This window comes from Kitasatospora sp. NPDC024654, from assembly GCF_055559155.1.
Genome location: NZ_JBVHLF010000069.1, coordinates 24,076 through 41,173, shown reverse-complemented (window position 1 = coordinate 41,173; position 17,098 = coordinate 24,076). Strand labels below are relative to the sequence as shown.

Sequence of the window (17,098 nt, the reverse complement as noted above, 5' to 3'; positions counted from 1 at the left end):
CCCCCCCCCCCCCCCCCCCCCCCCCCCCCCCCCCCCCCCCCCCCCCCCCCCCCCCCCCCCCCCCCCCCCCCCCCCCCCCCCCCCCCCCCCCGCCGCGGTGCGGGTGTCGCCGTCAGCAGGGGCCGTTGTCAGTCCAGACGCCCCAGGAGCCGCTCTGGCTCGGGTTGTCGTTGGTGGTCCACCACTTGTTGGTGTAGAGGTGGCCCTGCCAGGAGACCTGGGTGCCGGGCGTGGCGTAGACCGCGGTGGCGGACCAGCTCGGCGCGGTGCAGGTGCCGGCCGGGGCGGTCGGGGTCGCGGTGCTGGTCGGCAGACCGGTCGGGGTCGAGGTCGGCGAGGCCGGGGTGGTCGGCGAAGCGGCCGGCGGGGCCGGGCAGTTGGCCGCCGAGCCGTTGGTGGCGTCCACCATCCTGTCGAACAGCGCGGTCTGCGTGCCCAGGTCGTACAGCGAGAAGGCGAACGAGCCGCCGAGCCCGTTGCAGTGCAGGTAGTCGGCCTTGGCCTGGATCGACTGGGCGTCCTCACCGGACCAGAAGTTGGTCCCGTCGTAGAAGTACGCGGCCTGCGCCACCGGGTCCCAGTAGGTGTCGGCCGGGTTGTCGACCGTGCCGTTCAGCTCCTTGTACATCCGGATCCCGTTGACGTTCCCGGACATCGCGGCACCGGTGGCCGGGCCGGTCGCGCCCTGGAAGAGCCCGTTGTCCCCGCCGGCCGGCACGCCCGTCCAGCCGCGGTAGTAGAACGGCACCCCCATGTTGATCTTGTTGGCCGGGAACCCGCCCCTGATCCCGTACCGCGGGTCGCCCACCGTCCAGGCCTTGATCGCCTCGTCGATCGAGTACTTGGCGTCGCCGGGCGCCACCGGGGTCATCGGGTCGTTCGGGTCCGAGTACAGCGCGGCCTGGTGGTTGGTCGGGCCGGCGGCGTCCCAGGCGCCGTGCATGTCGTAGGTCATCACGTCCAGGAACGTGAGGTACTGGCCGATCTTGTCGGTCTCGTAGTTCTGGATCTTGTCCTGACCGGCGCCGACCGCCGCGGAGAGCGCGTAGGTCCTGCCGTCGGCCTTGCCCTGGGCGTCCAGCTCGGAACGGAGTTCGGCCAGCAGCGCGGTGTAGTTCTGCTTGTCGGCCGGCGAGGCGTGGTTGCCGGTGTGGCCGCCGCCGCCCGGGTACTCCCAGTCGATGTCGAAGCCGTCGAAGATGCCGGCCGCCGAGCCCGGGCCGCCGTAGCCGGCGTCGGCCGGCAGGTTGCCCTTGACGAACATGTCGATGCAGGAGGAGGCGAAGGCCTTCCGTGAGGCGTCGGTGGCCGCCACGTCCGAGAAGTACTTCGAGTAGGTCCAACCACCGATCGACAGCAGGATCTTGAGGTTGGGGTTCTTCGCCTTCAGCTCTTTGAGCTGGTTGAAGTTGCCCGCGATCGGCTGGTTCCAGGTGTCGGCGACGCCGCTGACACTGGTGCTCGCGTCGTAGGACTTCTCGTAGTCGGCGAAGGCGTCGGCCGCGCCGTCGCCCGCGTTCGGGTTGCTGTCGTCCTGCGAGGCGGCCTTGGTGGCCTCGAAGCACTTCCCGCTGGTCGGGTCGATGTTCTCGAAGTCGTAGATCAGGTAGTCCAGTTTGCCGGCCTCGCCGGTGTCCTGGATGGTCTTCGGGTAGAACGCGTTGCCGTAGACCGACCACTGGTCGAAGTAGGCGACCTTGAGGCCGCCGCCGGTCGCCGCCGCGCCGGTGGTGTTCCCGGCGGTGGCGTTGCCCGTGGCCGTGGCCGCGACGGCGGCCTGCGCGGAGCTGCCGGCGGTCAGCGCGAGACCGGCGCCGAGCAGCAGCGGGACCGTGCTGCCGAGGGCGAGCGCGACCAGCCCCTTCGGGCGGCGGCGCCGGGCCGGCCCGGTGGCGGGATCCGGTGGGAGGGTGCGAGAGAGCATCGTTGCGTCTCCTGACGGTGGGGGACTGTCGGGCCCGGGGGTCGGTCGGGCGGGGTGGGGCCGCCCAGCCATGGGCATGACAGGGAAGAAGCGTGCACGGTCCTACGGGCGGACCGGCGGAGGGAACGCCTGGGCAGGTGCCAGCGACCACGGATCACTGACGCCGGCTCAGGGACTCCCTGCGCCTGGGAGATTAAAATGGACTAGACCAACCCGCGCGGTCAAGAGCTGATCTCCGGATTGGGGCCGTCCCCGGACCGGCCCCACCCGCCCCGGGTCCGTCCTGAGATGTAGCCGGGGCGCATCCCGCGGCCCACGCCCGCGCTCGCCGCGCCGCTGCGCGAGGTCGGCGCGATACTGGAGGCCCGGGCCGTGCACACCGGGCGCAGCGCCTTCAACCACCTGCTGGCGCTGGCCGCCACCCGCGGCATCCCACGCTCCCGGGTGGACGAGGTGGACGAGGTGGTCGATCTGGTCGGGCAGCGCGAGGTCGCCCGCAGGCGGGCCGGCGGCTTCTCGCTCGGCATGGGCCAGCGGCTCGGCATCGCCTTCGCGCTGCTCGGCGACCCGGCCACGCTGATTCTGGACGAGCCGGTGAACGGGCTCGACCCGGAGGGCATCCGGTGGATCCGCAACCTGCTCAAGTCGCTCGCCGGCGAGGGCCGGACGGTCCTGGTCTCGTCGCACCTGATGAGCGAGATGGCCCTCACCGCCGAGCACCTGATCGTGATCGGCCGCGGCCGGCTGATCGCGGACACCTCGGTCGCCGAGTTCACCCGCAGCGCCTCCCGCGGCAGCGTGCTGGTCCGCACCCCGGACTCGATCCGGCTGGCCGAACTGCTGTGCGCGCTGCCCGAGGTGACCGTCAGTGAGGACCCGGCCGATGCCCGGATCCTCACCGTGGACGGCGCGGACAACGAGCGGATCGGCCGACTGGCCGCCGAACACGGCCCGGTGCTCCTTGAGTTGACCCCGCAGCAGGCCTCGCCGGAGGAGGCCTTCATGGAACTCACCCGGGACGCCGTCGAGTACGAGGCCTCGGTCACCCCGTCCGCGAAGGTCGAGGAGGCCGCCGCATGAGCACCGCCACCGTCTCCCCCCGCCACTCCGTCGACATCGCCGGCGGCAAGGTGACGCTCCCCCGGGTGATCACCAGCGAGCGGATCAAGTTCCGTACGCCGCGTTCGAGTTGGATCACGCTGCTGGCCGCCCCGCTGGCCACTGTCGGCTTCGGGCTGCTGATCTGCTACGTCACGGTCAACCGCTGGGACCACATGCGGCCCGACGAGCGGGCCTTCTTCAGCCCCGCCGACCAGAGCCTGCGCGGCTACTACCTCGCGCAGCTCGCGGTCGGCGTGCTCGGCGTGCTGGTGGTCACCGGCGAGTACTCGACCGGCATGATCCGTGCCTCGCTCTCCGCGGTGCCCAAGCGGCTGCCGGTGCTCTGGGCCAAGGCCATCGTGTTCGGCGTGGTGACCTGGGTGGTCACCACGGTCTCGGTGGTGGTCGCGTTCCTGACTGGCCAGGCCGTGCTCGCGAGCAAGCACCTGGACACCAGCTTCTCCGCCCCCCGGCGTGCCCCAGGTGGTCTTCGGCACCGCGCTCTACCTCACCGCGATCGGCCTGCTCGCGGTCGGCATCGGCACCCTGGTCCGGAACACCGCGGGCGGCATCGCCACCGTCTTCGGCCTGCTGCTGGTGCTGCCGGTGCTGGCCGAGGCGCTGCCCAGCTCCTGGGGCGACGCGATCAGCCCGTACCTGCCCAGCCACGCCGGCGAGTCACTGGCCACCCTGCACCAGGGGGCGCACACCCTGGCGCCGTGGACCGGTTACGGCGTGCTCTGCGGCTACGTCGCGGTGGCGCTGGTCGGCGCCGCCGTGGTGCTCAAGCGGCGGGACGCCTGACGGCCCCGCCCCGATGGACGGCCGCGCGCGGAACGCGGCAGGACGGAGAATGGCCCGGTGACCACAGCCGACCTCCCCCCAGCAGCCCTCGGGCGACGGTTCCCGGCCGTCGCCCGAGGGCTCGCCGGTCTGCGCGTCCGCGTGCTCACCGAGCGCTACCCGACCACCGTGGACCTGGGCTTCGCCCTGGTCGTGCTGACGCTGACCGCCGCACCGCACGGCCACTACCTGAACGGGCACCCGCTCCTCTGGGCGTTGCAGGCCGCCCTGGTGCTCCCGCTGACCTTCCGCCGCCGGGCCCCGCTCGCGGTCTTCGCGGCGACCGCGGCGGTCGCCCTGCTGCAGTGGCTGACCAGCCCGGTGATGCCGGCCGACATCACGGTGCTGCTCGCGCTCTACACCGTCGCCGCGCACTGCCGCTGGCGGCACACACTGGCCGCCTACGCGGTGGCCGAGCTGGGCGTGGTGCTGGCGGTGAACCGCTGGTTCCCGTACCAGCTCAACCCCGACCCGGTGGAGAGCTGGCTCAAGGCCGTCTTCATGCTCTCCGGCGCCACCACCGCGGCCGCCGTGCTGGGCCTGAACATCCGTGCCCGCCGGGCCCAGCTGGTCGCGCTGCGCGAGCGGGCCCGCGAGCTGGAGCGGCAGCGCGACCAGCAGGCGGCGCTCGCGGTGGCCGAGGAGCGCTCGCGGATCGGCCGGGAGATGCACGACATCGTCACCCACAACCTGTCCGTGATGGTCGCGCTGGCCGACGGCGCGGTCTACGCCAATCCGCACGCCCCGGAGAAGGCCACCGCCGCGATGCGGCAGAGCGCCGAGACCGGGCGTCAGGCGCTCACCGACATGCGGCGCTTCCTCGGCGTGCTGCGCGCCGACGAGCCGGACGCCGCGCGCCACCCGCAGCCCGGCCTCGGGCAGCTGACCGCGCTGGCCGCCCAGGTGCGGGCCGCCGGGCTGCCCACCGAGCTGCACCTCGACGGCGACTACGGCACGATCTCGCCGGGCGCCCAGCTGACCGCCTACCGGCTGGTCCAGGAGTCGCTCACCAACACGCTCAAGCACACCGCGCCGGGCGCCCGCGCGGTGGTCCGGGTGACCTGCTCGGCGGAGGCCGTCCAGCTGGAGGTGCGGGACGACGGACGGGCGCTCGGCGGGGGTGCGGCGCAGGCCGCCAACGATGCGGGCGTATCGTGCCGGTGCGGCGGTGGGGGTGGCCGCGCTCCGTCCGGCGCCGGTCACGGCCTGGCCGGCATGCGCGAGCGGGTTGCCGCGTACGGTGGGGAGCTGTCCGCCGGCCCGCTGCCCGGCGGCGGCTGGCGGGTCACCGCGACCCTCGATCTCCGTCCGCAGCCTCAGGAGGTTCCACCGTCATGACCATCCGCGTCCTGCTGGTCGACGACCAGCCGCTGCTCCGGGTGGCCTTCACCCTGGTGCTGGACTCGCAGCCGGACCTGGAGGTGGCCGGCGAGGCCGAGGACGGCGCGGAGGCGGTCCGGCTGGCCACCCGGCTGCGGCCCGACGTGGTCCTGATGGACGTCCGGATGCCCGGCCTGGACGGCATCGAGGCCACCCGGCAGATCGTCGAGCAGTGCCCGGACACCCGGGTGCTGATCCTGACCACCTTCGACCTGGACGAGTACGCCTTCGCCGGGCTGCGCGCCGGGGCCTCCGGCTTCCTGCTGAAGAACGCCCAGCCCGACGAGCTGCTCAGCGCGATCCGCTCGGTGGCGGCCGGCGACGCCGTGGTCGCCCCCCGGATCACCCGCCGGCTGCTGGACACCTTCGCCTCCCAGCTCCCCGCGGACGGCGCCGGTCCGACCCGCAGCGAGCAGGCCGTCGAGGCGCTCACCACCCGCGAACGCTCCGTCCTGGTCCAGGTCGCCCGCGGCCTCTCCAACGCCGAGGTGGCCGCCGAGCTCTACCTCGCCGAGGCGACGGTCAAGACCCACGTGAGCCGCATCCTGCTCAAGCTGGGCCTGCGCGACCGCGTCCAGGCCGTCGTCTACGCCTACGAGAACCACCTGGTCAGACCGGCCTGAGGCGCTGCCTCACAGCTGGTCGATGGCGGTGAGGTCGATGTCGACCGGGAACGGGACGTCGGTCTTCAGCCGGTCGCGCTGGAGGGCGACGGGGACGTAGCTCCGGGTGTTCGGCTCCAGCTCGAAGAGGTAGACGACGGGACGGCGGCCGGTCTCCTGCTCGACCCGCCAGAAGTACGGGATCCCGGCCTGGGCGTACTTGCGCGGCTTGACCTCCCGGTCCCGGACGGCGGAGTCGGGCGAGACCACCTCGACCACGAGACGCGCGTCCGCCGCCAGGTAGCCGGTCTCGTGCGCGTCCGCGCTGACGGCGGAGGCGCGCACGACGGTGAGGTCCGGCTCGGGGCGGTCCCGGTCCCCGAGGACGAGGGTCATCTCGCGCACCACGCGGAGACCCACGGGCGCCGTCCTTCGAAGGCCGAACAGCAGCAACTCGACCGCCAGGGCGTGGAAGTACCTCTGCGGACTCACGAAAACCAGGCTCCCGTCGAGCAACTCCGTGTGCGGCGGGAGGTCGGGCATGCGGTCGAGATCGTCAGCGGTGAACCCGTCCACCGGCGGAATCAGCCAGTCGGGTACGGCAGTCATGGTTCCTCCCATGGGCACGATCGTCGCCGACATGGTCAGGGTATCGGGAACGAAATCGGCGCGGGCCACTCCAAGGAGTGACCCGCGCCGGCGTGCTGTCCCGCGTCACATGCTCAGGTACACCGCGCTGCCGATGCCCGCGACCATGCAGTAGATCGCGAAGGGGGTGAGGCTGCGGTTCTCGAAGTACTTGGTGAGGAAGCGGACCGAGACGTAACCCGCGAGGAAGGCGGCCAGCGAGCCGGCCAGCATCGGGCCGCGGATGGCGGCGTTCTCGGGGGCGAGCAGTTCGGGGGCCTTGAGCACCGAGGCGGCCAGGATCACCGGGGTGGCCAGCAGGAAGGCGAAGCGGGCGGAGTCCTCGTGGTTGAGGCCGCGCAGGATGCCGGTGCTCATGGTGACGCCGGAGCGGCTGATGCCGGGAAGCAGGGCGAGGATCTGGGCGCCGCCGATCCACATGCCCTGGCGGAAGGTCAGCTTGGTGATCCGGCGGTCCGACTCGATGGCCGGGTCGACGCCCGGGGTGTGCGTGATCTGCTGGCCGGCCCGGCGGCGGCCACCGCCGCCGCGGCGCAGCCGGTCGGCGCCGAGCAGCACCAGGCCGTTCAGCGCCAGGAAGATCGCGGACGGGACGGGCTTGCCGAGCGCGGCCTGGAGCGCCTTCTCGGCGACCAGGCCGGCGATGCCGACCGGGATGGTGCCGACCACCAGCAGCCAGGCCAGCCGCTGCTCGGAGGTCTGGATCCGGCGCTCGCGGATCGAGCTGAACAGCCCGCGGACCACCCGGATCCAGTCCTTGTAGAAGAACACCACCAGCGCCAGCGCGGTGGCCAGGTGCAGCCCGACCAGCACGGCGAGGTACGGCGACTTGGCGGCCGTCATGTTCAGGTCCTGCTGGACGTGCCCGCCTATCAGCGCCGGTATCAGGATGCTGTGTCCGAGACTGGAGACCGGGAAGAGCTCGGTGACGCCTTGCAGCAGGCCCACGCCGATCGATTCCGGGTAGGTCAGGGACATCGGCAGCACACCTTCAGCTCTGCGGTACGGAGTTCCGTCGGAAGCGGACAGCGTACCCAGGCGTGCCGGTGCAGCCTCAGGCCCCTGCCAGCGCGAACGTACTACAGTTCTGTAGACGTCCGGCGCCCAGGGACCGGGAATTCATCTGTTGCTCACCTACTGATCATGAGGCGCCGGCGCGCTCCGCCGCGGCGGCCTCCTTCAGGGCCCGCTGCCGCTTCGACACCACCGCCGCCGCGCTCGCGGCGCTCGCCGCGAAGGCGACCAGGCCGATCGCCGCCCGGTCCAGCCGGTAGCCGGTGAGGTGGTCCAGCGAGTAGCGGCCGGCCCCGGAGAGGCCGACGGCCAGCCCGCAGGCGCCGAGCACCGCCGGGTACTCGTAGCCACCCTGGGTGACGAAGAAGCCGCGCGAGAAGTGCACCGAGATCGCCCCGGCCATGGTGCCGGCCACGATCGCGCCGGCGGCCGGCGTGGCCAGGCCGGCGACCAGCAGCGCACCGCCGCCGGCCTCGCCGAGCCCGGCGGCCAGCGCGTTGCGGCCGCCCGGTTTGAAGCCCATCTGCTCCATGGCCCGCGCGGTGCCCTCCATGCCACCGCCGCCGAACCAGCCGAACAGCTTCTGGGCACCGTGGGTGAAGAGCACCCCGCCGACGGCCGAGCGGAGGGCGAGCAGCCCGAGGTCCTTGCGGTTGAAGCAGCAGCCCATGATGTTCCTCTTCTCTCCCGCTGGGCCCCGTGCGCTCCCATCCCAGCCGACGACTCGCGGCTCCTCGACCGGGGCAGGCCATCCGGGGGATGCTGGGTGGCAGCAGAAGTCGGCCCGGCCGACCGGCAGAGGAGTCCCGATGGCCCAGCCCGCACCGCCGACGTTCCACCTGGACGGCAGCCGGGTCGCCGACCGCGCCGGCCTCTACGCCGCGCTGGGCGAGGCGGTGAACGGCCCGGGCGGCTACTACGGCCGCAACCTCGACGCGCTGGCCGACTGCCTGCGCGGCGGCTTCGGCCCCGAGCCGCCGTTCACCCTGGTCTGGCACACCTTCGCCACCGCCCGCCGGGCCCCCGACCTGCCGCCCGGCTACGCGCAGACCGTGGTGGACCTGCTGCGCGGGTCCGGGGTCACCGTCGAGCTGGCCTGAGCCGCCCCCGGCCCGGCGCACCGCTCAGACGTGCTCCATCACCAGCACCGCGGTGGTGTCCGGTGCGAGCGCGGTGTCGCCGCCGTTCTGCTGGTCGCCCTGGTCGCCACCGCCGCGCTCACCACCGGGCACGGCTTCGCCGGCTGGGCCCGCCCGGCCGGCGTGCTGGTCGGCGGGGTGCTGGCGGTCCGGCGCGCGCCGTTCCCCCTGGTGGTGGTCGCGGCGGCGACGACCACGGCCGTGCTGCGGCTCTGCCAGCTGGCGTGACGCGGTGACCGGGCGCAGCGGTCCGAGCGCGGCCAGGGGCGCGAACACCGCCAACCGCTTGTGCTGCGTTGGTCCGCAGTTCGGCGAGCCGGCTCGGCCATGCTGAGGGGATGTCGGTCTTCAATCTGAGTACCGCCTTCGTGACGTTCTTCGCCGTGGTGGGGCCGCCGAAGGTGCTGCTGACGTACGCGCAGCTGAGCCGCGAGCGCAGCTCGGCCGAGATGCGCCGGCTGACCCTGGTCAGCTCGGCGCTGGCTGCCGTGGTCGGCGCGGTGATGGCGTACTGCGCGGACGCGCTGACCGAGTTCTTCCACGTCAGCGACGAGTCGCTGCAACTGGCCGGCGCGGTGATCTTCTTCATCTACGCGGTCGCCCTGGTCCTCGGCCTGCACCTGGGCACGGCCTCCGACGAGGACACCGACCGGCTCAACAACCCGCTGGCCGAGGGCGTGCGCGAGCTGCTGCTGCCGTACGTGGCCAGCCCGCTGGCGATGACGGCGGTGCTGGTCGAGTCGCTGACCAGGAACACCTGGGGCTGGCGGACCACCATCGCGAGCGCCTACCTGGCGGTGGTGGCGATCAACCTGGTCTGTGTACTGCTGCTCATCCCGTTGCTGCGGCGCACCCACCAGACCTCGCTGCAGGTCTGCTCCCGGCTGCTCGGCCTGCTGCTCGCGGCGGTCGGGGTCGAGCTGTTCCTGAACGGGCTGGCCAAACTCGGCGTCCCGCTGACGTTCAAGGTGCACTGAGCCCGGCCGGGGCTCAGCGCGGGGTCACCGGCCGCCAGGGCACCGGGCTGGAGAGGATCATCGAGCTGGCCGGGCGGCCGTACCCGGCCAGCCGGTCGATCAGCGCCTCGAACTCGGCCATCCCCGGCACCGCCACCAGCAGCACGCAGCAGGCGCCGCCGGTGACCCGGTGCAGCTGCAGCACCTCCGGCCAGTCCGGCACCTCCGGGTCGCGCAGCACGCAGCGCGGCCCGTAGCACTGGACCTGCACCAGCGCGGTCACCGGCAGCCCGCTGCGGGCCAGGTCGACGTGGGCGTGGTAGCCCTGGATCACCCCCTCCGCCTCCAGCCGGCGCACCCGCTCGGCGACGGCGGGGGCGGAGAGGCTCACCCGTCGGGACAGCTCGTTGTAGGAGAGCCGGGCATCGGCCTGCAGCTCGGCGAGCAGACGGTGGTCGACGGCGTCCATGGCTGCTCCGGGGAGTGCTGGAAGGTTCGGTTGGGGTGCCTGGGACGGGTTCCGGAACGGGTTTCGGGCCGGCTTGCCGATCGACAGGTGCGGTCGGCACAAGACCTTGAGAATGGAAGGCGACGCCCCGGATCACATGCCCGTTGCCCATTCAAGAGCGCCCGGCACCGCCGCACAATAGTCGCCACCAGCGAGCAGGAGGAAGACGCCATGGGCCAGCAGACCGTCAGCACACCCAAGCTGACGTTCGACGCGGAGGGGGACGCCGGCACGGCGGCGGGCGGCGACGGCGACGGGCTCGGCCCGGCCACCCCGTACGAGCGGTACGCCCGGCTGGACGTGCTGCACACCCTGCAACAGCCCCGCAGCAAGGTCCCGGCCGAGCTGTCGTTCATCGTCACCACCCAGGTGATGGAGCTGCTCTTCGGCCTGCTGCGGCACGAGTGGACGCTCGCCCAGCGGGCGCTGCGCGCGGACGACCTGCCCGACGCGCTCGCCGCGCTGCGCCGTGGGGCGCACGTCCAGGACGTGCTCACCAGTTCCTGGGACCTGCTGGCGACGCTCACGCCGGTCGAGTTCAGCGCCTTCCGGCCGGTCCTCGGCGAGGCCTCCGGGTTCCAGTCCTCGGCCTACCTGCAGCTGGAGTTCCTGCTCGGCAACAAGTCCGAGCGGCTGCTGGCGATGTACCCGGCCGACGGCACCGTCCACCAGGAGCTGACCGCCACGCTGCACGGGCCGTCTCTCTACGACGACGTGCTGGCGCTGCTCGGGCGGCGCGGCCTGCTGGCCGGCGCCCCCGCCCCGGGCCCCACGGCGTACCGGGCGAACCCGGCGGTGGCCGCGGCCTGGCACACCGTCTACACCGACCCGGCCCACGCCGACCTGCTCGGGCTGGCCGAGGTGCTGCTGGACACCGCCGAACGGGTGACGCTGTGGCGGCAGCGGCACTACGCCTCGGTCAAGCGCTCGATGGGCGCCAAGCCGGGAACGGCCGGGTCGAGCGGGCTGAGCTGGCTGAAGACCGCCGCCGACCAGGACGTCTTCCCGGAGCTGTGGACCGTGCGGGGTGAGCTGTGACGGTCACCCGCCCGATCGTTCCTCCGCTGCCCGGCACCCGCGAGGAGTGCGCGGCGCTGGACGCCGCCGATCCGCTGGCCCGGTTCCGCGCGGAGTTCACCCTCCCCGCCGGCACCGTCTACCTGGACGGCAACTCGCTCGGCGCGCTGCCCGTCCGCACCCCGGAGCTGCTCCGCCGGACCGTCGAGGAGGAGTGGGGACAGGGCCTGATCACCAGCTGGAACACGGCCGGCTGGACCGAGCTGCCGTACCGGCTCGGCGACCGGATCGCGCGGCTGGTCGGCGCCGGGCCCGGCGAGGTGCTGGTCTGCGACACCGTCTCGGTCAACCTGTTCAAGGTGCTCACCACCGCGCTGCGGCTGCGGCCGGGGCGGCGGACCGTGCTGCTCGAGCGAGAGGCGTTCCCCACCGACCTGTACATCGCCGACGGGGTCACCCGGCTCTTCGACGGCGCGCGCAGCGTGCAGCTGCCGTCCGCGGACGAGCTGGACGCCCACCTCGACTCCGGTGTCGCGGCCGTCGTCCTGTCGCACGTCGACTACCGCACCGGTGCGCTGCTCGACATGGCGGAGATCACCGCCCGGGTGCACCGGGCGGGCGCGCTGATGATCTGGGACGTCTGCCACTCGGTGGGCGCGCTGCCGATCGAACTCGCCTCCTGTGACGTGGACTTCGCGGTCGGCTGCACGTACAAGTACCTCAACGCCGGCCCCTGCGCACCGGGCTTCCTCTATGCGGCACAGCGGCACCACGCCGTCGCCGAACAGCCGTTGACCGGGTGGTTCGGACACGCCGAGCCGTTCGCCTTCCGACCCGAGTACCAACCGGCGCCAGGGATCGGGAAGTTCCTCACCAGCTTCCCACCGCTGCTGTCGCTGACCGGACTCCGGGCCAGCCTGGAGATCTGGGACCAGGTGGACCTGGGGCAGGTGCGGGCCAAGAGCCTCGCGCTGACCGGACTCTTCATCCAACAGGCGGGCGAGGTCGAGGTGGTGACGCCACGCCAGGAGTTGATGCGGGGCAGCCAGGTGGCGATCCGGCACCCCGACGGCTACCCGGTGGTGCAGGCGCTGATCGCCCGCGGGGTGATCGGCGACTTCCGGGCGCCGGACCTGCTGCGGTTCGGGTTCACCCCGCTCTACCTCTCGTACACCGAGGTGTGGGACGCGGCCCGGGCGCTGCGTGAGGTGCTGGCGAGCGGTGAGTGGGACGACGAGCGGTTCCGCCGGCGCGGTGCGGTGACCTGAGCCGGACGGGTGAGGGCGCTCCCCGGATCGTCCCGGAGAGCGCCCTCGACGGTTCGCTTTGTCGCTTCGTCGCTAACCGTGGCGACCGCGGCGACGGCCGACCAGCAGCGTCACTCCGCCGGCCACCAGCAGCAGGGCCGCCACGGTGAGCCCGGGTTCGGCCAGCTTGTCGCCGGCATTCGCCAGGTGCCGGCCGTCACCGCCGCCGCTGGGGTGGCCGCCCCACCCGGAGCCTCCCCAGCCCGAGCCACCGCCGGTGGGCCAGGGGGTGTGGCTGCCCGGCCAGCTGGGCCAGGAGGTGGGGGTCGGCGTGCACGACTCCGAGGCGGTCGGCGTGGGAGTCGGAGGCGTGGGAGTCGGAGTGGGGGTGGGCGTCGGGATGCCGCACTCCGGCAGGTCGCCGGTGAAGTCGTAGGCGTGGATCTCGTACCCGCCGGTGCCCGCCTGGACCAGGTTGCCGGCCAGGTACACCCGCCCGTTCAGCCCGGCGACGTCCACCCGGGTGGTCCCGTTCGGGTTGCCCGCCAGCACCGAGCCCTGGAACTGGGCACCACCGGTGATCCGGGCACTGCTGGCGGTCGGGAAGTTCCACAGCAGCTTCGGCCGGAGCCCGGTGAGCGGGTCGCCCGGCTGCCCGGTGCCGGAGTAGGTGTTGATCAACGCGTTGTCCGGGAGCATGTTGACCACCACGGTCGCCCCGGCCGGGATGTTCCGGAACACCAGCCCGATCTGCCCACCGGACGCGCTCGTGAGGCTCTGGTTGACGTTGAAGATCTGGCGCGTGCTGGTGCCGTCGCCGGTGAAGGTGGCCTCGCTGTTGGTGACCGTGACCGTCCCGGTGGCCGCCGCGGTGGCCGTGCAGGCCGAGAGCTGCTCGATGGTGGTCCGCACCGGGGCGAAGGCGTCGCCCACGGTCGGGTCGTGGATCTGCGCGCCCGGGGGGACCAGCTCGACCGTGCCGGTGGTCGTCCCGCCGTACCGCAGGTTGCCCCAGACCGTGGTCCTCGAGTCCGAGCCGCCGATCAGCACCCGGTTTCCGGCGCCCACCAGGACGTTGCCGCCGACCGACACGTGATCCGTCCCGCTGGGCGGCGGGACCCGCGAGCCGACGCCCACCACGCCCATGTTGAACGCCCCACCGCCGGCCTTGGCCACCAGCAGGTTGCCCAGCGTGACGATCTTGCCCTCCGCCTCGGCGGCCCGGCCCTCCACGGTGTAGTCGCCGCCCGCGAAGACGTTGATGGTGGCGTCCCGGCCCGCGAAGTCACCGTTGTTCGGCGGCGGGTGGAAAGCCGGGCAGTCCGGTCCGGAGCAGGCGCCGAGCGGCGGCGGGAACGGCGCGGCGACCGCCGCCGGGTGCTGGAGCACCAGGGCCGCCGTCGCGGCCGTCACCGTCGCCACCGCGAGCCCCGCGAGCCTGCCCGCCTTCCTCGGGGTACCTGACCGCCGCTGTCTGCCTGCTCGCCTCATGCCACCCACCACCGCCGTCGCCCTCCACGCCGGTCGTCACTGCGCCGTCATTGCGGGGGACATCCAAGAGCGGCCGGGCCCGGGCGGGCGGCAGGCCGCGCCGCGCGCCCGGCGAAGATCCGCCGGACGGCCGAGCCCTGGTGGGTGGTGGCTTTCCCGGACGGCCGAGCCCGGACCGGGTGCTCGAGGGCGGATAAGCGGGTGTTAGCGTGCCAGGCGGGCGACTGTGCCACGTCGCCGTCACCCCCGGAAGGCTGCCCCTCTCCCATGACCAAAGTTCTGCTCAGCCTGCACGTCCTGGTCGCCATCCTGGCCATCGGCCCGGTGACCGTCGCCGCGAGCATGTTCCCGCGCAAGGCACGGGCCGCGCTGGCGGTCGAGGGCGCGGACCAGGCCGACGCCGCCGCCTCGGTGCGGATCCTGTACCGGGTCACCCAGGTCTACGCGATGCTCGGGATCGCCGTGCCGGTGCTGGGGATCGGCACCGCGCAGATGATGGGCGTGATGGGCAGCCCCTGGCTGATCACCTCGCTGGTGCTGACCGTGCTGGCCGCCCTGATCCTGCTGGTCCTGGTGCTGCCCCGGCAGGAGGCCGTGGTCTCGGCCCTGACGGGCGAGGAGGAATCCGACTCGACGAAGGCGCTCAGCGGCCTGAAGCTGCTCACCATGAGCACCGGGATGTTCTCGCTGCTCTGGGCCGCGGTGACGGTCCTGATGGTCTTCCGCCCGGGCTCCACCACCCACGCCTGACGGACCTCCGTCCGACGGCCCCGCGGCTCGGCGTCAACGGCTGCGCACCACGGCCCCGAGCGTCCGAGCCGCTCGTTCGAACGGCTCGGTGTCCCCGGCCGCCCGGCAGAGCACCTGGGCGCCTTCTAGCACGGCGATCAGCAACGCGGCCAGGCCGCTCGCCTCCTCCGGCTCCGCCCCGGCCACCACCAGCCGCGCCGCGAGCTCATCGGCCCACGAGGCGAAGGCCGTCCCCGCGGCCTGCCGCAGACCGTCGTCGTCCCCCGATCCCACGCTCACCGCGGCGACCGTGCAGCCGCTGCCGGTCGCCGACGCCGCCACGACCGGCCGCACCAGCTCGACGAACGCCTCGACCACCGCCTCCGGATCCTCACCCGGCAGCGCGGCGAGGTGCCCCCGCACCTCCGCGCCGAAGCGCTCCGCCGCCTCGGCGATCAACTGCGCCTTCCCCCCGGGGAAGTGGTGGTAGATCGCGCCGCGCGCCGCACCGCTCTGCCGCAGCACGTCGGTGAACGACATCCCGGCCACACCGTTGCGCCGCAGCGCGTCCACCGTCGCGTCGATCATCCGGTCCCGGGTTCCGCCGGCCATCCGCAGCCCTCCCGCCTTGACTAGTACGGCCATCCTAGTCCAGGCTGGTCGCAGCAATCTAGTACGCACGTACTAGCTAGCAACGTTCCTACCCGTGCCCGTACCCGTGCCGAGAGAGGAAACCCCATGCCCATCACCGTCACCGCCCCGCGCGGCGTCCTCACCGCCGAAGGCGAGCGCTCGATCCTGCCGCGCCTCACCGAAGCCCTCATCGGGGTCAGCGGCCTGACCGGCAACGACTTCTTCACCGCCGTCGTCGGCGGCACCGTCCACGTCCTGAGCCCTGAGCACGTCTACGCCGGCGGCGTGAACCGCCCGGTGGTCATGGTCGAGCTGAAGCTGCCGAACATCGGTCTGCCGACCGTCGAGGCGCGCGCCGCCTTCATCGCCGCCGCGACCGACATCGTCGACGCCGCGACAGTCCCCGGCCACGACCGCGAGGACACCTGGGTCAACGTCCTGAACGCCCCGGACGCCGGCTGGGGCATCGGCGGCAGGGCGTACACCGGCGACGACCTGGTCGCCGCGATCACCGCCTCAGCCTGACTCACCCGACCAGGCCGGGCGCTCCGGGTCGTCCGCCCGAACCACGATGTCGGCCGACTCCGCCGGCCGGGTCTCCTCCTCGTAGCGGGCGAAGGCCGGCAGGGTCCACTGCTCCTCGGGCGGGGTGCGGCGGGCCAGGGCGGCGGCCGACATCCGCAGGTACACCGTCAGGTCGAACGGGAACCAGCGGCCCTGGAGCAGCGGCCCGTCCACCAACACCACGGTGCCGGGCGGCAGTTCGACGTACGGGCTGCGGGTCGAGCGGTCGGTGACCGGATCCCGCAGGTCGGGCAGGATCCGGCCGGTACCACCGGGGTCGAGCGGGGTGAAGACCTCGCGGAAGAGCGCGTCGCCGTCCAGCCAGAGGTCGTGGTAGGCGTCGGCGTCCTGGTGCCCGTACTCCAACCGCAACGATGCCGGCCGCAGGAACCCGCCCGCCGGCACCCGCCGCACCTGCCGCCCGCGCAACCGCAACTCCTCCGCCAGCCCGGCCGCCACCCATCCCGCCCGCGCCGCCGGCGCCCCGTCCACGGCTACCCGCGGCCAGAGCCCACCATCGGCGGGCGTCAGCCGCTCGACACGGTCGGCGAGTTGGGTGACGAGCCGGGGCCAGGTGATCGCAGACAGCCGCATGATCCCATCATGCCCGGAGCGGGACGACGACGGTTGGCTGGGCCGCTGCCCGATCGCCGGGCCGCCCCGGCTTCGGCCCGACCCACCACGGTCCGGCCGAGCCGATGGGCGACCGCCAGGCGCCAGGTGGGTCCCTGCACGCTCATCGCTCCTCCGACGGTCCGAGCTGCGCACGCACCGCGTCCATCAGGTCGGCCAGCACCGTCAAGGTGCCGGTCACCGGCGGCCAGTACACCCACACGGCCGGCCACCCGATCACCCCGGGCATCCGCACCGCGTCCCACGGATGTCGTTCTCGATGCGGTCGCCGACGTAAAGGGTCTCACCGGGCTCGGCGGGAGTGACGGCAGCGACGCGGCGGAAGAAATCGGGGTCGGGCCTGCTGGCGCCCCAGTCGTCCGAGGTGCCGATCAGGTCGACGTCGCCGCTGAACAACTCGCGCAGGATCCGACCGGCGCGGACGGTCTGGTTGCCCGCGATGCCGAGCCACAGGCCCGCCGCGCGGAGCTCGGCGAGCGCGGGTCGGACGTCCGGGTAGAGGTCCTCCTCGTCGAAGGTCTCGGGCCGACCGGCGGCGGCGCGCTTCTCCCGCTCCTCATAGAGGTCGAACCCCGGGGCGAACACCTGGAACGTCTCCCGGTAGTCGAGCCCGCGAGCGATGTGGCGCCGAACTGCGCGACGAACGTGTGTCTCGGAACACCGAGCCCG

General features: G+C 73.0%; 21 protein-coding genes and 1 pseudogene. 11 read left to right on the top strand and 11 right to left on the bottom strand.

The genetic code is table 11. The annotated features are described in order from the left end of the window. Window positions 1–112: 112 nt before the first annotated feature. Window positions 113–1,924, bottom strand: a complete 1,812-nt coding sequence (locus ACZ38L_RS30000) for a glycosyl hydrolase family 18 protein (RefSeq protein WP_465699083.1) — start codon at window positions 1,922–1,924, stop codon at window positions 113–115. A gap of 303 nt (window positions 1,925–2,227) precedes the next feature. Here ACZ38L_RS30000 and ACZ38L_RS29995 point away from each other — a divergent pair, with 303 nt between their 5' ends. Further along, window positions 2,228–3,004: an AAA family ATPase gene (locus ACZ38L_RS29995; protein ID WP_465699085.1), complete on the top strand. Its 777-nt coding sequence runs from the start codon at window positions 2,228–2,230 to the stop codon at window positions 3,002–3,004. A gap of 250 nt (window positions 3,005–3,254) precedes the next feature. Here the strand turns inward: ACZ38L_RS29995 and ACZ38L_RS29990 are convergent, their stop codons facing one another. After that, on the bottom strand, window positions 3,255–3,479 hold the full coding sequence (locus ACZ38L_RS29990) for a hypothetical protein (protein ID WP_465699081.1): 225 nt from the start codon (window positions 3,477–3,479) through the stop codon (window positions 3,255–3,257). Window positions 3,480–3,499: 20 nt separating this feature from the next. Here ACZ38L_RS29990 and ACZ38L_RS29985 point away from each other — a divergent pair, with 20 nt between their 5' ends. The 3 genes from ACZ38L_RS29985 to ACZ38L_RS29975 are packed head-to-tail and all read left to right on the top strand — an operon-like array spanning window position 3,500 to window position 5,871. Next, a complete protein-coding gene (locus tag ACZ38L_RS29985; protein ID WP_465699078.1) occupies window positions 3,500–3,829 on the top strand; it encodes a hypothetical protein in 330 nt (109 codons plus the stop codon). A 57-nt stretch (window positions 3,830–3,886) separates the two neighbouring features. Further along, window positions 3,887–5,206, top strand: coding sequence for a sensor histidine kinase (locus ACZ38L_RS29980; RefSeq protein WP_465699076.1), 1,320 nt, complete (start codon window positions 3,887–3,889; stop codon window positions 5,204–5,206). Next, window positions 5,203–5,871 carry a response regulator gene (locus ACZ38L_RS29975; RefSeq protein ID WP_465699073.1) on the top strand — a complete coding sequence of 223 codons (669 nt, stop codon included), beginning with the start codon at window positions 5,203–5,205 and terminating at the stop codon, window positions 5,869–5,871. The genes ACZ38L_RS29980 and ACZ38L_RS29975 overlap by 4 nt, the downstream gene beginning before the upstream one ends. Before the next feature lie 9 nt (window positions 5,872–5,880). Here the strand turns inward: ACZ38L_RS29975 and ACZ38L_RS29970 are convergent, their stop codons facing one another. The 3 genes from ACZ38L_RS29970 to ACZ38L_RS29960 form a co-directional block, all read right to left on the bottom strand. Further along, window positions 5,881–6,459 carry a Uma2 family endonuclease gene (locus ACZ38L_RS29970; RefSeq protein WP_465699071.1) on the bottom strand — a complete coding sequence of 193 codons (579 nt, stop codon included), beginning with the start codon at window positions 6,457–6,459 and terminating at the stop codon, window positions 5,881–5,883. Window positions 6,460–6,564: 105 nt separating this feature from the next. After that, a complete protein-coding gene (locus tag ACZ38L_RS29965) occupies window positions 6,565–7,476 on the bottom strand; it encodes an undecaprenyl-diphosphate phosphatase (protein WP_465699069.1) in 912 nt (303 codons plus the stop codon). 163 nt (window positions 7,477–7,639) lie between these two features. Next, window positions 7,640–8,182, bottom strand: a complete 543-nt coding sequence (locus ACZ38L_RS29960; RefSeq protein ID WP_465699067.1) for a DoxX family protein — start codon at window positions 8,180–8,182, stop codon at window positions 7,640–7,642. Window positions 8,183–8,321: 139 nt separating this feature from the next. Between ACZ38L_RS29960 and ACZ38L_RS29955 the strand changes: the two genes are divergently transcribed. From ACZ38L_RS29955 to ACZ38L_RS29945, 3 genes are all read left to right on the top strand, one after another. After that, window positions 8,322–8,612: a barstar family protein gene (locus tag ACZ38L_RS29955; RefSeq protein WP_465699065.1), complete on the top strand. Its 291-nt coding sequence runs from the start codon at window positions 8,322–8,324 to the stop codon at window positions 8,610–8,612. Window positions 8,613–8,642: 30 nt separating this feature from the next. Further along, window positions 8,643–8,879, top strand: coding sequence for an AzlD domain-containing protein (locus ACZ38L_RS29950; RefSeq protein WP_465699063.1), 237 nt, complete (start codon window positions 8,643–8,645; stop codon window positions 8,877–8,879). A gap of 110 nt (window positions 8,880–8,989) precedes the next feature. Next, window positions 8,990–9,628 (top strand): MarC family protein, encoded by a 639-nt coding sequence (locus ACZ38L_RS29945; RefSeq protein ID WP_465699061.1) that lies wholly within the window; start codon window positions 8,990–8,992, stop codon window positions 9,626–9,628. Window positions 9,629–9,641: 13 nt separating this feature from the next. On the opposite strand, the gene ACZ38L_RS29940 is transcribed toward ACZ38L_RS29945, so the two are convergent. After that, window positions 9,642–10,076, bottom strand: a complete 435-nt coding sequence (locus ACZ38L_RS29940) for an Lrp/AsnC family transcriptional regulator (protein ID WP_465699059.1) — start codon at window positions 10,074–10,076, stop codon at window positions 9,642–9,644. A 210-nt stretch (window positions 10,077–10,286) separates the two neighbouring features. Between ACZ38L_RS29940 and ACZ38L_RS29935 the strand changes: the two genes are divergently transcribed. Continuing rightward, a complete protein-coding gene (locus ACZ38L_RS29935; protein ID WP_465699057.1) occupies window positions 10,287–11,153 on the top strand; it encodes a tryptophan 2,3-dioxygenase in 867 nt (288 codons plus the stop codon). After that, the gene (kynU, locus tag ACZ38L_RS29930) at window positions 11,150–12,400 is read left to right on the top strand and encodes a kynureninase (RefSeq protein WP_465699055.1); all 1,251 of its coding nucleotides are present in this window, start codon (window positions 11,150–11,152) and stop codon (window positions 12,398–12,400) included. The genes ACZ38L_RS29935 and kynU overlap by 4 nt, the downstream gene beginning before the upstream one ends. 72 nt (window positions 12,401–12,472) lie before the next feature. On the opposite strand, the gene ACZ38L_RS29925 is transcribed toward kynU, so the two are convergent. Continuing rightward, window positions 12,473–13,792 carry a choice-of-anchor A family protein gene (locus ACZ38L_RS29925; RefSeq protein WP_465699053.1) on the bottom strand — a complete coding sequence of 440 codons (1,320 nt, stop codon included), beginning with the start codon at window positions 13,790–13,792 and terminating at the stop codon, window positions 12,473–12,475. 345 nt (window positions 13,793–14,137) lie between these two features. Here ACZ38L_RS29925 and ACZ38L_RS29920 point away from each other — a divergent pair, with 345 nt between their 5' ends. Next, window positions 14,138–14,620: a DUF2269 family protein gene (locus ACZ38L_RS29920; RefSeq protein ID WP_465699051.1), complete on the top strand. Its 483-nt coding sequence runs from the start codon at window positions 14,138–14,140 to the stop codon at window positions 14,618–14,620. A 33-nt stretch (window positions 14,621–14,653) separates the two neighbouring features. On the opposite strand, the gene ACZ38L_RS29915 is transcribed toward ACZ38L_RS29920, so the two are convergent. Further along, window positions 14,654–15,244 carry a TetR/AcrR family transcriptional regulator gene (locus tag ACZ38L_RS29915; protein WP_465699049.1) on the bottom strand — a complete coding sequence of 197 codons (591 nt, stop codon included), beginning with the start codon at window positions 15,242–15,244 and terminating at the stop codon, window positions 14,654–14,656. Between the two features lie 93 nt (window positions 15,245–15,337). On the opposite strand from ACZ38L_RS29915, the gene ACZ38L_RS29910 reads away from it, so the two are divergent. Continuing rightward, window positions 15,338–15,757, top strand: coding sequence for a hypothetical protein (locus ACZ38L_RS29910; protein WP_465699047.1), 420 nt, complete (start codon window positions 15,338–15,340; stop codon window positions 15,755–15,757). Here ACZ38L_RS29910 and ACZ38L_RS29905 read toward each other — a convergent pair. The 3 genes and pseudogenes from ACZ38L_RS29905 to ACZ38L_RS29895 all read right to left on the bottom strand — a co-directional run. Beyond that, window positions 15,749–16,390, bottom strand: a complete 642-nt coding sequence (locus ACZ38L_RS29905) for a nucleoside/nucleotide kinase family protein (protein ID WP_465699045.1) — start codon at window positions 16,388–16,390, stop codon at window positions 15,749–15,751. The two genes, ACZ38L_RS29910 and ACZ38L_RS29905, sit on opposite strands and share 9 nt — an antisense overlap. A gap of 142 nt (window positions 16,391–16,532) precedes the next feature. After that, window positions 16,533–16,658 carry a hypothetical protein gene (locus tag ACZ38L_RS29900; protein ID WP_465699043.1) on the bottom strand — a complete coding sequence of 42 codons (126 nt, stop codon included), beginning with the start codon at window positions 16,656–16,658 and terminating at the stop codon, window positions 16,533–16,535. 14 nt (window positions 16,659–16,672) lie between these two features. Further along, window positions 16,673–17,094: pseudogene (locus ACZ38L_RS29895) on the bottom strand (HAD family hydrolase); the annotation flags it as partial. Window positions 17,095–17,098 lie beyond the last annotated feature (4 nt).

Bases quoted from the DNA above. Each gene is read 5' to 3' on its own strand.
- ACZ38L_RS30000 (WP_465699083.1), bottom strand. From the start codon at position 1,924: ATGCTCTCTCGCACCCTCCCACCGGATCCCGCCACCGGGCCGGCCCGG.
- ACZ38L_RS29975 (WP_465699073.1), top strand. From the start codon at position 5,203: ATGACCATCCGCGTCCTGCTGGTCGACGACCAGCCGCTGCTCCGGGTG.
- ACZ38L_RS29970 (WP_465699071.1), bottom strand. From the start codon at position 6,459: ATGACTGCCGTACCCGACTGGCTGATTCCGCCGGTGGACGGGTTCACC.
- ACZ38L_RS29965 (WP_465699069.1), bottom strand. From the start codon at position 7,476: ATGTCCCTGACCTACCCGGAATCGATCGGCGTGGGCCTGCTGCAAGGC.
- ACZ38L_RS29960 (WP_465699067.1), bottom strand. From the start codon at position 8,182: ATGGGCTGCTGCTTCAACCGCAAGGACCTCGGGCTGCTCGCCCTCCGC.
- ACZ38L_RS29955 (WP_465699065.1), top strand. From the start codon at position 8,322: ATGGCCCAGCCCGCACCGCCGACGTTCCACCTGGACGGCAGCCGGGTC.
- ACZ38L_RS29945 (WP_465699061.1), top strand. From the start codon at position 8,990: ATGTCGGTCTTCAATCTGAGTACCGCCTTCGTGACGTTCTTCGCCGTG.
- ACZ38L_RS29940 (WP_465699059.1), bottom strand. From the start codon at position 10,076: ATGGACGCCGTCGACCACCGTCTGCTCGCCGAGCTGCAGGCCGATGCC.
- ACZ38L_RS29935 (WP_465699057.1), top strand. From the start codon at position 10,287: ATGGGCCAGCAGACCGTCAGCACACCCAAGCTGACGTTCGACGCGGAG.
- ACZ38L_RS29920 (WP_465699051.1), top strand. From the start codon at position 14,138: ATGACCAAAGTTCTGCTCAGCCTGCACGTCCTGGTCGCCATCCTGGCC.
- ACZ38L_RS29915 (WP_465699049.1), bottom strand. From the start codon at position 15,244: ATGGCCGTACTAGTCAAGGCGGGAGGGCTGCGGATGGCCGGCGGAACC.
- ACZ38L_RS29910 (WP_465699047.1), top strand. From the start codon at position 15,338: ATGCCCATCACCGTCACCGCCCCGCGCGGCGTCCTCACCGCCGAAGGC.
- ACZ38L_RS29905 (WP_465699045.1), bottom strand. From the start codon at position 16,390: ATGCGGCTGTCTGCGATCACCTGGCCCCGGCTCGTCACCCAACTCGCC.
- ACZ38L_RS29900 (WP_465699043.1), bottom strand. From the start codon at position 16,658: ATGCCCGGGGTGATCGGGTGGCCGGCCGTGTGGGTGTACTGGCCGCCG.